14 protein-coding genes are annotated in these 16,131 nt (G+C 38.0%); 4 read left to right on the top strand and 10 right to left on the bottom strand.

The window, feature by feature from the left end:
- The first annotated feature begins 11 nt into the window (after positions 1 to 11).
- Both D8M05_RS00275 and D8M05_RS00270 read left to right on the top strand, forming a co-directional pair.
- On the top strand, positions 12 to 692 hold the full coding sequence (locus D8M05_RS00275; RefSeq protein WP_121127559.1) for a response regulator transcription factor: 681 nt from the start codon (positions 12 to 14) through the stop codon (positions 690 to 692).
- Positions 689 to 2,068 (top strand): sensor histidine kinase, encoded by a 1,380-nt coding sequence (locus D8M05_RS00270; protein WP_121127558.1) that lies wholly within the window; start codon positions 689 to 691, stop codon positions 2,066 to 2,068. Before D8M05_RS00275 ends, D8M05_RS00270 begins: the two co-directional genes overlap by 4 nt.
- A 68-nt stretch (positions 2,069 to 2,136) precedes the next feature.
- Here D8M05_RS00270 and D8M05_RS00265 read toward each other — a convergent pair whose 3' ends face one another.
- From D8M05_RS00265 to D8M05_RS00230, 8 genes are all read right to left on the bottom strand, one after another.
- The gene (locus D8M05_RS00265) at positions 2,137 to 3,864 is read right to left on the bottom strand and encodes a sulfate adenylyltransferase (RefSeq protein ID WP_121127557.1); all 1,728 of its coding nucleotides are present in this window, start codon (positions 3,862 to 3,864) and stop codon (positions 2,137 to 2,139) included.
- 71 nt (positions 3,865 to 3,935) lie between these two features.
- Complete coding sequence (locus D8M05_RS00260; RefSeq protein WP_121127556.1) at positions 3,936 to 5,471, bottom strand: solute symporter family protein; 1,536 nt, start codon at positions 5,469 to 5,471, stop codon at positions 3,936 to 3,938.
- Positions 5,471 to 5,818 carry a DUF485 domain-containing protein gene (locus tag D8M05_RS00255; protein ID WP_121127555.1) on the bottom strand — a complete coding sequence of 116 codons (348 nt, stop codon included), beginning with the start codon at positions 5,816 to 5,818 and terminating at the stop codon, positions 5,471 to 5,473. The genes D8M05_RS00260 and D8M05_RS00255 overlap by 1 nt, the downstream gene beginning before the upstream one ends.
- A 743-nt stretch (positions 5,819 to 6,561) precedes the next feature.
- Complete coding sequence (locus D8M05_RS00250; RefSeq protein ID WP_121127554.1) at positions 6,562 to 7,308, bottom strand: LytR/AlgR family response regulator transcription factor; 747 nt, start codon at positions 7,306 to 7,308, stop codon at positions 6,562 to 6,564.
- On the bottom strand, positions 7,305 to 9,074 hold the full coding sequence (locus D8M05_RS00245; protein WP_121127553.1) for a LytS/YhcK type 5TM receptor domain-containing protein: 1,770 nt from the start codon (positions 9,072 to 9,074) through the stop codon (positions 7,305 to 7,307). The genes D8M05_RS00250 and D8M05_RS00245 overlap by 4 nt, the downstream gene beginning before the upstream one ends.
- Complete coding sequence (locus tag D8M05_RS00240; protein ID WP_121127552.1) at positions 9,062 to 10,594, bottom strand: solute symporter family protein; 1,533 nt, start codon at positions 10,592 to 10,594, stop codon at positions 9,062 to 9,064. The genes D8M05_RS00245 and D8M05_RS00240 overlap by 13 nt, the downstream gene beginning before the upstream one ends.
- A complete protein-coding gene (locus tag D8M05_RS00235) occupies positions 10,591 to 10,866 on the bottom strand; it encodes a DUF485 domain-containing protein (protein WP_121127551.1) in 276 nt (91 codons plus the stop codon). The genes D8M05_RS00240 and D8M05_RS00235 overlap by 4 nt, the downstream gene beginning before the upstream one ends.
- A gap of 372 nt (positions 10,867 to 11,238) precedes the next feature.
- Positions 11,239 to 11,913: a serine/threonine protein kinase gene (locus D8M05_RS00230; RefSeq protein WP_121127550.1), complete on the bottom strand. Its 675-nt coding sequence runs from the start codon at positions 11,911 to 11,913 to the stop codon at positions 11,239 to 11,241.
- A gap of 260 nt (positions 11,914 to 12,173) precedes the next feature.
- Between D8M05_RS00230 and D8M05_RS00225 the strand changes: the two genes are divergently transcribed.
- Positions 12,174 to 13,106 carry an aldo/keto reductase gene (locus tag D8M05_RS00225; protein WP_121127549.1) on the top strand — a complete coding sequence of 311 codons (933 nt, stop codon included), beginning with the start codon at positions 12,174 to 12,176 and terminating at the stop codon, positions 13,104 to 13,106.
- Positions 13,107 to 13,486: 380 nt separating this feature from the next.
- Here the strand turns inward: D8M05_RS00225 and D8M05_RS00220 are convergent, their stop codons facing one another.
- A complete protein-coding gene (locus D8M05_RS00220; RefSeq protein ID WP_121127548.1) occupies positions 13,487 to 14,242 on the bottom strand; it encodes a uracil-DNA glycosylase family protein in 756 nt (251 codons plus the stop codon).
- A 230-nt stretch (positions 14,243 to 14,472) separates the two neighbouring features.
- The gene (locus D8M05_RS00215) at positions 14,473 to 15,114 is read right to left on the bottom strand and encodes a TetR/AcrR family transcriptional regulator (RefSeq protein ID WP_121127547.1); all 642 of its coding nucleotides are present in this window, start codon (positions 15,112 to 15,114) and stop codon (positions 14,473 to 14,475) included.
- A gap of 172 nt (positions 15,115 to 15,286) precedes the next feature.
- On the opposite strand from D8M05_RS00215, the gene D8M05_RS00210 reads away from it, so the two are divergent.
- Complete coding sequence (locus tag D8M05_RS00210) at positions 15,287 to 16,060, top strand: SDR family NAD(P)-dependent oxidoreductase (protein WP_121127546.1); 774 nt, start codon at positions 15,287 to 15,289, stop codon at positions 16,058 to 16,060.
- Positions 16,061 to 16,131 lie beyond the last annotated feature (71 nt).

The raw sequence follows: 16,131 nt of genomic DNA, 5'->3' as shown, positions 1-16,131 counted from the left end.
GAGATTAAAAAATGAAAAACATTCTAATTGTAGATGATGACATCCATATTTTACATCTTTTGAATATCCACTTATCTGAAGCTGGTTTCAACGTATCCCAAGCAAAAGACGGTACCGAAGCTATAGGTATTCTCAATAGACAAGCATGTGATTTGGCAGTAGTGGATGTGATGATGCCTTTTATGGATGGGTATGCATTAACGAAAGAAATTCGAGAAAAGTATGATATTCCTGTCATCCTGTTAACAGCCAAAAGTCAGATTGAGGATAAAGAACTTGGATTCAAATCTGGGACAGATGATTATTTGGTCAAACCATTCGAACCGAAAGAATTAATTTTTCGGATCCAGGCTTTACTTAGAAGATATGACAAACAAGTAGAGGGATCCTTAGTTCACTTCAGAAATACGACGATCAATAAAAATAACTATGAAGTCCACATTGGGGAACGGACGATTCTTTTACCCTTAAAGGAATTTGAATTACTCTATTTTTTAGCGTCGCATCCGATGCAAGTATTCTCACGGGACCATCTGATTGAGCAAATCTGGGGTATCGATTTCGAGGGGGATGAGCGAACAGTGGATGTTCACATCAAGCGTTTAAGACAACGCTTTTCGAAATTGACCGATGATTTTCAAATAAAAACAGTCCGTGGGGTCGGCTATTTATTGGAGGCAAAACAAGGATGAGGTCTTTCTATGTGAAATTTATAGTCATTACGATTGGAATTATGATTTTAAGTAGTATTCTTGCCTTTTTAATATCCAATACGTATTATCAGCAGAAATTAAAACCTCTAAACGATGAGAAAAATACAAAAATTGCATTAGATATTGCTACGTTTGCTAATGATAATCCAACTCTAAATTTGGAAGCGTACTTAGAAAATATTGCTGCAATTGGGTACCAACTCTACTTAGTTGAGAACGCTGGCAAGGAATCTTATTTTGGTGCAGATTATCGAGAGAAGACACTTTCTGAATCCACGATAGAGGATGTGTTAAATGGCAATATATACCATGGTATTCTTCATTTCCCACAGGAAACATTTGTAACAGGCTTTTTTGCAAATGAATTAAAGAATACAATTGGTGTACCGTTAACACATAATGGGAAAAACTATGCTCTTTTTCTTCGGCCAGATATAAAACTGCTTTTTAATGAAATGCATATTTTATTTGGATGGCTACTAGCTTTAACAATTGCTTTGAGCATCTTTATTGTGATTTTTAGTACAAAATATTTTTTAAAACCAATTTCAAAGCTTACAACAGCCACAAAGTCACTTTCTAATGGTGATTTCAATGTCGAACTCGATATTAAGCGTCATGATGAGTTAGGTGAGCTTTCAATGAATTTCCTACGAATGGCAAGAAGGTTGGAAAAAACAGATGAAATGAGGAAAGAGTTTATCTCGAACATTTCCCATGATATAAGGTCTCCTCTATCCAATATAAAGGGATATACAAACTTACTAGAAAACGAGAACTTAAGTGCTGAAGAAAGGGCTGACCACATTTCCATTATCAATGGCGAAATTAATCGGCTTTCGTCCTTAACGAAACAATTATTACTACTTGCCTCATTGGACCGAAATGAGGATATTATGAAAAAAAGCCCGTTTAATCTTGGAAAACAAATGAAGGAATTGGTACGAAACTATCAATGGCTCATAAGTGAAGAAGGCATTATGCTTAGCTATTCATTACCAGATATTGAGATTACCGGGGACCCATCATTGCTTCATACCATTTGGGATAACCTGCTAACAAATGCCATTAAATACAGTAAACCCGGTGGCACTATTGAAATATCTATAGAAGAAAGAGGCAAATCGGTATTTATAACTTTTGAAGATACAGGAATAGGATTGAAGCAAACAGATATAGAAAGAATATTCGACCGTTTTTATCGTGTAGACACTGCACGCTCGCAAGTTGTTGAAGGAACAGGGCTTGGGCTTTCCATCGTTGCTTCCATCGTTAGGCTACATGCCGGGAAGATTCATGTGAATAGCAAAGAAAATGAAGGAACCACCTTTGTTGTTGAATTGCCTATAAATTAGACTTTGGAATCATGGGGACGGTTCTTCCGCTTCCTTCAGACAAAAAAAAGAAGCATGAGAACCGTCCCTCATGCTTCCTCATCATTTCCACGATAACGCTTATACGGTAGCGGATTCCAGGTCCGATATTCCAATTCTTCAGAACGCAATGGAGATGGGATATCGTTAAAGATGCGTTTTGCTACCTCTAGCTCACGCTCTGCTTCCCCTTTATCTTGATACATGAACTCGTCAGATGCTTTATCCAGAGCTTTATCTACTTTTTCCTCTAGATACTCAACAACCATTTCTTGTTGGTGGTGGATAGACTCACGAGCACCAGCAACCCAGTCAGCTTGAACAGTTCTTCGTGTATCTGATACATAGCTAAATTCCCCGAAAATATCTTTATAGATTCGATCGGCGTTGGCACGAACATCCATGATTGCCTCTTCTAAGTCTTCAATTGTCAGTTCTTCCACTTCTAAGGCCTTCTTCCGCTTTGGACCACCAATTCGGGTCGAATGTAAATAATAAGGAAAAATACTTTTAATCGTCTTTCCGACAGGCGCAATTGCTAGACCATTGTCATCAACCCCCTTAGGTTGAACACCTTGCATCGCAATACGAGCTGATTCTGGTCTTACGATTTCTTTCGGTGGCAAAATACCATAGCGTAGCAATTCACGAATCCCTGTACCAGAGATATTGATTCGGTAGCGTTCATCATGTGGACAGGTTTGCTCTGTTGCTGGATTATCACATCGGGTACAATAGAATACCTCATGGAACAAACGAATATCAATCCCTAATTCATCCTGCGTAAACGTATCAAAAATCGTATGACTTGCATATTTGTCATAAAAATCACCGATTCCCGCATGATCTCGACCGATTAGTGCATGGGTACAACCATAATTTTTCATAATGAGTGCGTGTAAAACCGCTTCACGAGGACCTGCAAAAATATACGTCACTCTTAGGGGTGCAAGTAATGTTCTTTCTTTTGGATAATACGTATCTAGTACACTACGATAAGACAGCATCCTGAACTCATGTCTTGTATATTCTCGTTTTGCCATTTCTACTAAAGGCTGGACAAATAGACCGTCCATCTCTTCTAATGCATTGCGATGAATATACTCGTGACCTCTGTGTAACGGATTCGCTCCCGTGATAAAGCCACCAACTGACTGAAACTTCTTATCCTCGTAAAATAGCTTCCACGTATCTTTCGGTTCCATTCGTAGACTTTCAAATGGGCCCCAATGTACTCTGCGAAGCAACTGTATCGGTCCACCTAAGGCAGTATCCCCCATCCTTCGGTATATAGAATCTACACCCGGATGGTTACGATCGGTTGTCTCGAAAAGATGCTTTGCACGAAATTCCCTATCATAATGGAAAATATCATCCAATTTCAAAATGGCAACAGGCTCTTTTGTTTCATCTGCTAACGCTACCTCATCCCCAACAGATAGGGATTTTATGATTTGTTTATTCCGATCACCAGTTGGTGCAAAGCTCAGCGGCACAGGCCAGACGACTCCATTTGTTAAGCGACCTTTTGTAAGTACAGATTTATAATCCGCTTCAATCATGAACCCTTCATTCGGGGATAATACTCCAGTAGCAATCATTTCAAGTGTAATGACAGCCTCCAAATCTACCATAATCATTGGAAGTTGTTTAGCACGCTCCAGCGCTTCTGTGCGTTCTTTCCCAGTAAGTACACGATTAATTAATTCCCCCCCATGCGGCTGCTGTGGGTAGCTTGCTAACTTTTCTTCATTCAAAATAACAGTATTTTGATCCATCATCTCTCCTCCTTATAATGGGGACAGTTCTTGTGCTTCTTTCTATATAAATGGAAGCAGGAGAACCGTCCCTATGCTTCTTCCCTATACCCTGTGTTTGCTCTTACTTTTACTTCGGCGTACCGCTCGAGGTCATTTTCTTTCGAGAACATGGTGCCTAGGTATCCACCAATAAAGCCTAATGGAACACTAACAAGTGCTGGATTTTCTAATGGGAAGATTGGATTTCCTACAAATAAAGCAGCACCTTCCACTGGTGAGAATACACTTGGACTGAGTGAAACGAGTATTAATGCAGACAACAAACCGGATAACATTGCTGAAACGGCACCTGTCGTATTAAAACGTTTCCAATAAACGGTATATAGAATAACTGGTAAGTTAGCGCTTGCTGCGATACAGAATGCTAGTGAAACGAGAAAAGCTACGTTTAGGTATTGAGCACCCAATGCGAGTAAAATTGATAACACCGATACCGCTAGTGACGCATACCTTGCTGCTAGCATCTGTTCCCTATCTGTTACCTTTCCTTTTTTAATAATTTGCCCATAAATGTCATGTGCGAAAGCGGAAGCCCCTGACAGTACTAGCCCTGCAACAACTGCAAGGATTGTCGCAAATGCAACAGCAGAAATGAACGCAAATAAAATATTTCCACCAATCGCTTCTGCGAGTAACGGTGCAGCCATATTCCCACCAGGATTTGCTGCTAAAATATCACTTTGACCGACGAATGCTGCTGCACCAAAACCTAGGAATAGCGTTAAAATATAGAAGATCCCGATTGTCCATGTTGCTGTTATCACCGAACTTCTTGCTGTTTTTGCATCCTTCACCGTGAAGAAACGCATCAAGATATGTGGCAGACCTGCTGTACCAAGTACTAAAGCAAGCATTAAGGAAATAGTGCCTAGCGGATTATCATATTGAATTCCAGGATTTAAATATGCTGCACCATGGTCTGTTGCTGTCTTCACTTCCGTAAACATTGCAGAAATGTTAAAGTTAAACTTCATTAAAACTAGGAAAGAAATAATAACCATTCCGGCCATTAAGAGTACTGCTTTCGTAATCTGAACCCAACTTGTTGCCATCATCCCACCAAATAATACGTAAATGGTCATCATAACCCCAACAATTAACACAGCAATCCAATAATCAATTTCAAATAATAGCTGAATAAGTGCCCCTGCACCGACAAGCTGTGCAATCATGTAAAACAATACAATCGTGATCGTACTAAGTGCTGCAACACCCCTTACCTTTTTTGCATCAAAGCGTGAATTAATCATATCAGCGAGCGTATACTTACCAAGATTACGTAATGGCTCCGCTACTAAGAACAACACAACTAAGTATGCGATAAGAAACCCGATACTATAAAAGAAACCATCAAAACCATTTAATGCAATTGCACCCGCAATACCAAGGAAGGAGGCGGCGGATAAATAGTCACCTGCAATCGCAAGTCCGTTTTGCCATCCTGTTAACCCCCCACCCGCCGTGTAAAAATCACCAGTGGATTTTGTGTTTTTCGCTGCAAAGTAAGTAATAACGAGCGTCAATAATACAATGGCTAGAAAAAGAACAACTACAGTTAAATCCATCAGCTCTTACCTCCTTTTTTAATCTGTTCTTCAATAATTTGATCTGCTTCTTTATCAAAGGAATTCGCCTTTTTAACATAAATCGTACACAAAACCCAAACCATCAAAAATTGTGAAAATGCGAAGATCCAGACCCATGAAATATCACCAAAAGCTGGTGTGTTCAAAAATGTCGTATAAGATGTTAAGATTGGCAATAAAAAGTAAAAAACCAAGAAAAAGATTGTCAGCGGTACAATAAATTTTCGTTTATTTGCCATAAATCGTTTAAACTGCGGGCTACTTTCCACATTCACATAATCTACCCTTCGCTTCTCCTGGCTATCTATCCGTTCCTTCTGGCCCATAATAAACCATCCCCTCAATTTTTTTAACAAGCTTCGACTCGAAGCAATTACATGTATCCATGCAAAAATCAATTTGTCCTTCATTACTTCATGTATTTTCCCGGCGTGATTCCCTTTCATTTGTAAGCGCTTACCGATTATTATAATAATTTTGAACAATCTTAAGTTAAAATTAGGTTGAATGGTTAAAAATTATGTTTGAATGGCATTTATTTGCTGGTGAATGGTTCCCGCTATTGGAATTTAATTAGTAGTTGATGTAAACTTCGGACTAATTTAATTCAGAATATCTTAAATCGGAGCAAGTCTCGCCGTCCGGGATCGCTCCGGGCGGATGCGGACCTTAGGGCACGGCCCGAGCCTCCTCGCGGAAAAAACGCCGCTGCGGGGTCTTCGGACTCGTGCTATTCCCGCAGGACAAGGAAAGCTTCGTCAGCGTTACATCGCACGAAGAAAATGGCTCTTTATTTTCGAGGAGTCACCGCCCTCCACTCACCCGGCCTAGTAAGGTAGTACAATGCTTTTTGACTTTCCGTATTGCAGGAGATAATGGTTAGTAACTTAAACTCAGTGGAGGAAACACACGTAGACTCCTGCAGGAGGAGAGGCCTAGATGAGACACCGTAGTGCGTCAGCACGAAGGGGCTCATCAGCCGCCTTAAGGTGCGCGAAGTGTGTTTCCGGAACGACGTACTTCTCACTATACTGAATTAAAGAAATCAACACTCTATACACATTTCAGCTTATACTTTAAATGTTTTTAGTAGGCTTTTACTTGCCGAACGACTAACTGGGATTTTCGTTCGATTCTTATCTTTTAGTGTTAGATTACTTGTTCCATTAAACCATGGCGTTATTTCCAAAACATGATTGAGATTAACTAAATAGCTACGATGTGTACGGAAAAACAAATGACCAGACAACTCATCCTCTAGTTCCTGTAAAGTCATACGGCTCATTATTACCTTATCTTCCGTATGTATTTCTAATAAACGCTTATTCGGTACGGCATAATAAATTGAATCAGGCGCTAGTACAACCACCCTTTCTCCATCATCAACCAATAATTTAGAGGCAGTTGGTTTCACGTTCACTGTCTTTTCAAGCTTTTCCCTACTCATAATAGCTTTCCTTATTCGCATCATCGACTTTTTAAACCGTGTTTCATCATATGGTTTCAACAAGTAATCAACCGCTTCAATTTCAAAAGCATCCATTGCATACTCATCATATGCGGTTGTGAACACAAACAATGGCGTATCCCCGACAGTTTGATCCGTAATGTACCTAGCTGCTTCCATCCCGGTAAAACCAGGCATTTCAACATCAAGGAAAATCACATCTGGCTGGTGTTCTGTATATAATTCAATTAATTGTTCACCAGTTTCCGCATGTGGAGTGAGGATAATTCCCTTTTCATCTTTCAATAAATAAAGCAATTCCTTTCTGGCCATCATTTCATCCTCAGCAATCATCGTGCGTATATTCATTCCATCACCTTCTTCTCTACAAATTGATTTGGAATCGGAATCTGAAACTTTACTTCACTACCCCCACCATTTAAATTACGTATATGCAGTCTAGCTGTTTCACCAATTAAGTGAACTAACCGCTGATTGACATTATAGATACCAGTCCCACTGCTTTTAGTTCCTACTAACGGTTTATGACTAACAATGGGTAAAATATGCTTCGGAAAACCACAGCCATTATCCCGTATCGATACCACAATCACCCCATCCTCTTTTTCCATTTTAATTTTCACCCTGGCTTGATCTGTTACATTCTTTAAGCCATGCTGGACAGCGTTTTCAATCAAGGGCTGGATTGTTGAAGGTGGGATATAAATATTGGATAGAGCATCTAGCTTTATAAATTCGATTTGTAGACGACCTTTAAAACGCTCCTGAATAATGGAAGTATATGCTTCAACATGTTCACATTCTTTCTCAAGTTCCACTAGTGATTTCGAAACCAAGCGTAAATTAAACCGCATATAACTTGCTAACTGTAATGTCAGATGACGTGCATCATTTGGACTCTCTCGAAATAACCCTGCAATCAACTGAAGGGTATTGAATAAAAAATGCGGATTAATTTGTGCCTGTAGGTTTCTTAGTTCTGCATCCCGAATATGGGCTTTTAGCTTTTCTGTTGTAAGTACGGTTAGCTGATTTGAGATGAATTGTCCTAAACCCTGTGCCATCATCATTTCAACGACTGAAATATGCTGTGCTTTACGAAAATAAAAAGTGATGAGAATCGTTACATCGTCCGCTTCTGTGATCGGGATTATAATTGCAGCCTCAAGAGGACAATTTTCATGATGACATTTTAAATCTGACTTTACGTATGTTACCTGAATTTCCCCAGACTTGATTGCTTTTCGGATAAGTGGTGCTTTAATCGAATCACCTACTTGATGATGTTTATCTCCTAAGCCTTTATGCGCCAACACTTCATGCTTGTTTGTAACAGATACTGCAGCAAGCTTAAGTCGGTCATAGAGCAAATCTGCCAAGCCATTTGCGACTTCTAGGTGGGAATCCTTTTTCAAATATGGGAGGGCTTCTTCGGCAATCATCAATGCTTGCTTTGATGCCAATGCAGCCTCATTTTCTTGCTCACGCATAACAATTCCAATCATCGCCGTGAAAATAGCAATCGCAATACTATTGGATAGCACAAGCGGTAAGCCGATTTGGTCTACAATTTTAATGATTGCTACGCCGTCTGTATATATGATAAGTAATAATTGCATTTGCAATATGGGTGGAAAAACACCAATAAATAAAGCTTTAAATGGAGATATAACCCTCTCATTGGAAAAAAAACGTGCTGTCATACCAGCTAAAAGTCCCGTTAATGGATTAACAAGGCCATTTGCTAACGAGCCCACTCCCCCAAGAAGCATCAAATGAACCCCTGCAATGATACCAGCACCAAGGCCAACTGTAGGCCCACCTAGTAAACCTGCAATCACAATTGCAACAAGGCTTAAACTAACAATTAACTGGTTATCAGCTACTGGAAGAATAACAAAACGATGGATCATTTCTGCTTCTTCCGTAATCACAATTCCTGTTACCGTACTGGCCATCCCGAAGATCCCAAACACCACCGCATGAACAAGTGACATTTTCACGCTATATTCATGGTACAATAACGCCTTAAAACCTGGTGTCCGTGTCATAACAAAAGCGATAACAAGCAATAATCCTAAACGTTCAAACAAAATAATTGTTAAGTTTTCCACGTCTTTTCTCCCCTTGGCCCAATGCCAGTCTGCGATTGGATATAGAACTGTTTAAATTCCGCTCTTGTTTGTGAATGCTTTAATGAAAACATCGTTCCAAGATATGCCCCAAGAAAACCAATTGGGATGGCAATTATTCCAGGATTATAAAGTGAAATCACTGCTTCTTCCCTCATAATATGAGGTCCCAAAATAACTACCAATAAGGAAGCAATAAGTCCACTAACCATTCCTGTAATCGCACCACTCCTGGTAAAGCGCTTCCAATAAATTGTTAATAATAAGATTGGAAAATTACTCGATGCAGCAACAATGAATGTCAATGAAACGAGAAATGTCACGTTAATCGTCTCCAGCCGTAATGCGAATAACGTTGAAATAATACCAATTGCTAAAGCAGTCCAACGTGCAGCCCTTAACTGCTCCGCTTCGGTTGATTTTCCTTTCTTCAAAATATGGTGGAAAATATCATGGGAAAACGCCGTTGTTGCTGATATAACAAGCCCTGCCACAACAGCAATAATGGTTGTAAAAGCAATGGCTGAAACAAATGCCAACAAGAAATCTCCCCCAACTACTCTTGCAAGTAATGGTGCAGCTAAATTACCAGTTGGGTCTGCTGCCGTTAATTCATAAACCCCGAGCAATGCCACTGTTCCAAGACCTAATACAAGCGTTATCAAGTAAAAAAGTCCAATTATCCATGTCGAACTAATTAGGGAACGACGAACCTCTAACGTATTACGAACTGTAAATAGTCGTATTAAGATATGCGGTAGCCCAGCAGTACCGAGCACTAATGCTAGTTGAAGGGAAAAGAATTCCAGCGGATTACCAAATAGATGCCCTGGTAGGAAAAATTGCTCCCCTAATGGTGTCCCTGCTTTCACACGCTCAACTAACGTAGACATATCCCAATCTAAATTAGAAAACACGATCAACGAAAGTAAAAACGTTCCAGACATGAGTAGAACCGTTTTCACAATTTGTACCCATGATGTTGCAACCATCCCACCAAAAACAACATAAATGGTCATTAATCCCCCAATTACTACAACTGAAATAGAATAATCAATATCTAAGAGTAATCGAAGTAAAAATCCTGAGGCCACAAGTTGAGGAATCATATATAAAATTGAGATAATAAACGTACCAAATGCCATGATTAGACGCATACGATTACTTGGAAAACGCGAACAAATAACATCACCAAGTGAATATTTCCCAAGACGATGAACAGGTTCAGCTACTAAGAATAAAACAACAAGATAGGAAACTAAAAAACCGATGGAATACAAAAATCCATCATATCCACGAATAGCAATCATCCCAACTATTCCAAGAAAGGACGCTGCACTAATGAAATCACCTGCGATTGCCATGCCATTCTGAAAACCTGTTAAACTACCAGCAGCGATATAGAAACGATTTGTAGTTTTACTACGCTTTGCTGCCCAATAGGTAATAATCAGTGTACAAACAATAATATAGATAAAAAACACAAAATAAGTAGGGTTCACAACAACTCCTCCTGTATAATTTCCTCCATTTGCCTTTCAAACCGTTTAGATATGACGTGATAAAACCAGCCCATGAACCATGTCATCGGAATTTGTAAAAATGCATACAACCAAGCCCATGTAAGCCCCATTACAAAGCTTGGCCGATTCATCACTTCAGGGAAGAAAATCAGTGACAACGGCAGCATAAAATAAAACAATAATGCCAAAACAAAAGCAGGTACCATCAATCGCTTTTTCCCGCGAATCAAGTATAAAAGACGATCATCCACGACCATTCCCCCAATTCTTAATTGGAAAAATCAGTAAATTATTATAATTGAAATAATACAAGAAGGAGGTGTGGTTGTAAAGGTATTTGTTTTGGTTGTTACACTTGTAAAGTATTATCAGCCTTTGTCACGGACTTTCTTCGACTCTTGCTCTTCCTTTTGTACGTGATAGCATTTGTTCTTCTTATGTTTTCCTCTTCATTGACGTGATGATGCGTTTGTCTTCTGCTCTCTACTTAAATTTGTTTTTCATAAAAACGGAACCAAGGAGGCTGACCCTTGGTTCCGTTTATTTTTTGAATAAAATCTACCCTTTTGTTGAATATCAATTCATGTATTATAAATACTTCGTGTGAAGGAGGCTGATCTTATCTATTTTTTATATAAAAAATTCATAATAGATTTTACAAACTCTTCATATGAAGAAAAATATTTATTACGCTGATTGTACCACTTACGAATCGTTTCTACTAACCAAAATGGTACTGAATTCCCATCAATTAAATGATAGTATTGTTCATATCCTTTTTTCAGATGTTCCCACCTGAAATCATTACCTGGTAGGATGTATTCAGAGACATCAAGTATCTTTGCTCTTCCGTTTTGAAGTAAAATATTTTTTAAATGGATATCACGTGGGTTAAGCCCCTTCGTACGAACATATTCCCTTGCATCCTCCACGTCTCTTATAACTTGTTCTGGAATATGAATCCCTTGCAGAACGCAGTCAAAAAGAGTTTTTCCTTCCTCGTAGCTTAAAACAAGGTAATCCTCATAGGAGGCAAAACATGTTGAGAAGAATGGCGAATCTCCTAATACCCCATAAACATTCGCTTCAACATTTACTTTAGCTATTTTATCCTTAGCATATTTTTTAAACGCATATGCTGGATCATTTAAAGATTGAAAAACGGCCGCATCTGTTCCCACACCTATACAGATCAAATCATCAGAACCACCACTTATGGTTACTGGCTCGTTATTTGGATTTGAATAAACAGTAATTTTGGATAAAGAAACCATCTCCTTATCCCACTCGTTTTCCATACAATCTCTCCTTTCATCAACACGGAAGAAACTACATTATACAATTACTTTATTACAAACTCTATTGTCTTAACAATAATAAAATTATTTTATATAACTTTACTACCTACCTTTTGAACCAAGGGATCAGACCCCTTGGTTCGTCAGTGACTTCGATTGATACTTCAACAAGTGAGTGAATTATTTGATTTATTTAACAAGCTATTCTAACATTACTATTGAGTTCAGAATTAAATTCAAAAGAAGGAGAAATGACAAACATGGCAAAACAAGTACAGCTTGGTAAGTCAGATTTATATGTTAATCCGATCGGACTGGGAACGAATGCTGTTGGTGGGCATAATCTTTATCCGAACTTAGATGAAGAAGCTGGAAAAGAGCTTGTTCGCACATCAATTAATCACGGAATCAACTTTATTGATACAGCTCTTTTATATGGACCAGGGCGTTCCGAAGAATTAATTGGTGAAGTAGTGAAAGAAACAGGAAAGCGTTCTGATTTAGTTATCGCTACAAAAGTCGCTCCAAAATTTGTAGGTAATGAAATGTTTAATGATAACTCTCCTTCTTTTTTAAAGGCAGAAGTGGAGAAAAGCTTAAAACGACTTCAAACCGATTATATTGATTTAATGTATATTCATTATCCTGATGAAGGAACGCCAAAGGATGAAGCTGTTGGCGCATTAAAAGAATTAAAAGACGAAGGAAAAATTCGTTCGATTGGAGTATCCAACTTCACACTTGATCAATTGAAGGAAGGAAATAAAGACGCCTATATCGATGTATACCAAGGAGAGTATAACCTACTAAATCGTAGTGCCGAAGAAACTCTTTTCCCTTATTTAACGGAACAGAATATTTCTTTCGTACCATTTTTCCCTCTAGCTTCTGGTCTTTTAACAGGTAAATATACCAAAGACACTGTATTTAATGATTTACGTAAAGGTTTGCCTTACTTCCAGGGTGAAGCATTTGTACAAAACCTTGAGAAGGTTGAAAAAGTACGAAAAATCGCCAATGCAAAAGGTGTAGAGGTTGCTCACGTCGTACTTGCTTGGTATTTAACAAGAGACGCAATTGACACAATTATCCCAGGAGCAAAAAATGCAGAGCAAGTACTTAGTAACTTAAAAACCTTAGAGGTACAGTTAACGAATGAAGAAGTGCAGGAAATTGATGGCATTTTTGGGTAAATGTGGTACAACTTTCAGGGTTGTATCGCTTGAATTTTAGAGCGGTAGCGCGAATTTTTGTGCGTGGTGCGCGGTTTCCAGGCTTGGCGCGCGAATTCAGAAACCGTGGAAAATAAACACCAAAAACTCAGAGTTCATTGGAGCTCTGAGTTTTTCTTTTTATATTTGGTATTCCCATTTGTTTTATTAATTGGCTGTTTGTGTTAGGTGCTCTATTTGCTCCAGCAGAATACTTCACTTTCCATGGGCACTGCACAAACCTCCACCGCTGCTCACGGGACACGTGCTGTTACCGTAGGACAAGGAATAATTCAACAGTATCACATCTTCGTGAAAAAATGCTGACATTAACAACAATCTATTAGAAAATAAACTATTAATTAGTAGGAAATGACTCTATGAAAATGAGTACGTAAAATTTCTATCATTTTTTCTTTGTTTGCTTCGAATTGTTTTTTACGACTTCCATTTGCTCCTGAAGGATGAGGAAAACCAGAAAGAATATACTTAGAATCTAGGAGTTCATTTTCTACTAGATAATCAAAGACATTAGAAACCTTCTTTCCTAATGGAATAATAAGTGGATTATTCATTTCATTTAATTCCGTTACAAATTGATTCAAAATATAATTTTTTAATATTTTTGTTTTTAGCATATTAGGAGTTGATCCTGAATAATTAGCCCCTTTATGAAACACTGGATAAGTAATAACGGAAGTAGTATGTACTAGTTCGCTTGCTTCATCAAAAAAATTAGCAGTAGAGGAAATATTTAAATGTTCGTGTAGCCCAATTTCATCTAACATTTGAATAAGGTTTTTTCTCATTGCACCTTCAAAACTAGATTTATTTTTCACCTGGCTCAGGAGCTTTTCATCGTTATAATCTGCATTTTTTGCATGAAATACTGTTGAATATGATTGTTTCATTTGGTTTAATCCAGGAGTAATTCCTACAATTACAACTTTTGCAAGATCATTAATATATTCAAAAGGAGCATAATAAATTTCCAACTGTTTTTTCTCATCTTTTTCCAATAAGAATTGTTCACTTTTTATTATTTCTTCAGATATAGAAGATAATGATTGAATTGACTGCTTGAATTGGTTAAATTTTGAGTAAGAAGCTATTGACATTTGAGTTTCTCCTTTTACCGAATCTGGATCAACTAGTTCATTCTCAAAAAAGTTGCCACCAGTTCCAACATTTTTCCCATATTTGTTTACTAATGAGGAAGAAATCTGCCATCATTACCTCTGCCATTGATGAAGATTTTGGTATAACCCTCCTACGAATAAACCCTCCGGATAGGCATCTTTTCTAACTGTGATAGATATGTCTACCCTTCACTATTATCAGGCTTTTCCTAAGATATCGTATCAGAATAATAATAACTATTCCATTGTGATTTTCTCTTGATTCGGATATTTCCTAATGGTGTTTGCATGGTTTTGACTAGTTCTTCTGATAACTTTTGAGGGCTAGTTGGAAAATCCTCGTTAATCCATTCTAAAATGACACCAATTACGCCATACCCACAATACCTGTTTAAAAGACTTTGCTCTAACGGATTCTGTTCTGATTTACCGATGTATTCGAAATCATCTACAAAGAGATTAAGTAACACTTCCGTTATTTTTTGCCGGAAGTCAATCTGCACGTTTTTACCCAATAATATTTGATAATACCTTCCGTATTGTTTCATATGACTCAGAAAAGTAAGCGGTTCGTTATGAAATTCTTTAATATTTAATAAATCCTTATCGATGTACCAATTGCGATATGACTTTACCATTTTATCAAAAAGGGATTCGATACATTCATAAAGCAAGTCATCTTTGTTACGGTAATGCGAATAAAAAGTCCCCCTACTATAGCCTGCTTTAACAATAATATCTTTTATAGAAATGTGATCATATTTATTTTGTTCAAGTAAGTCAAATAAGGCGTTACAGAGAGCATGCTTTGATCTATGTACTCTTCTATCTAATAATTGGAATTCAACCATTTTTTCACCCACCAACTTTTTATATACAAAAGGTTAAAAAGTGTTCAGTTCTATACGTTTTGGTTAACAATGTACATCGTTAACCCCTAATATCTATTTTATACTAAGATCATAAGATTCCAAAACATTTTTGGAATCGATTACAACATTAACCTAAGGAGGATCTACTAATATGGGAAGATTGGATAACAAAGTTGCAATTATTACAGGTGCAGCGAGTGGAATAGGACTAGCAGGTGCGCAAGTTTTTGCAAAAGAGGGTGCGAAGGTTGTGGCAACGGATGTTGTAGCTGACGTGCTAGAAGAAAAAGTGAAAGAAATTGTTTCAGATGGTGGCGATGCGGTTGCAATCAGTTTAGATGTTTCAAAAGCCGAATCATGGGATGTAGTAATTAATCAAACACTTGAAAAGTATGGAAAAATTGATGTTCTCGTTAACAATGCTGGTATCCACATCGCAAAAGGTATATTAGAAGCTGAATTAGATGACTGGAATAAAGTGATGGCGATCAATACTACTGGTGTATGGTTAGGGATGAAAGCTGTAATTCCTCATATGAAGAAAAATGGTGGAGGCTCTATTGTAAACACCTCTTCAATTGCTGCTATCACTGGCGGATTTGGCGATGGCCACGGTGCTGCTTATAGTGCATCCAAAGGGGCCGTTCGTTCATTAACAAAACATGCTGCTCAATGGTTTGGAGATGACAATATTAGAGCAAATTCCGTTCATCCTGGTGCTATTTATACAGGAATGGTTGAAAAGACTGGTATTAAATCACAAGAAGAAATGGGTTCCAATTATGAAGGAAGATCAGCATTAAAGCCTTATGCAGGTGAAGCATTGGATATAGCAAATGCTTACTTATATCTAGCATCTGATGATTCCAAATATGTAACAGGTCAGGAATTAGTTGTAGATGGTGGTTGGACAACAAGATCTTAATATAAGCTATATTTTATAGTTGTTGTTCCTTTCAAATGTTGGTTCAAACAAAAATCTCTAATCCGCACTTC

Source organism: Oceanobacillus bengalensis, from assembly GCF_003628445.1.
Classification (GTDB): Bacteria; Bacillota; Bacilli; order Bacillales; family Amphibacillaceae; genus Oceanobacillus; species Oceanobacillus bengalensis.
Note: the sequence above shows the minus strand (reverse complement) of the source record. Positions and strands in the feature narration are given on the sequence as shown.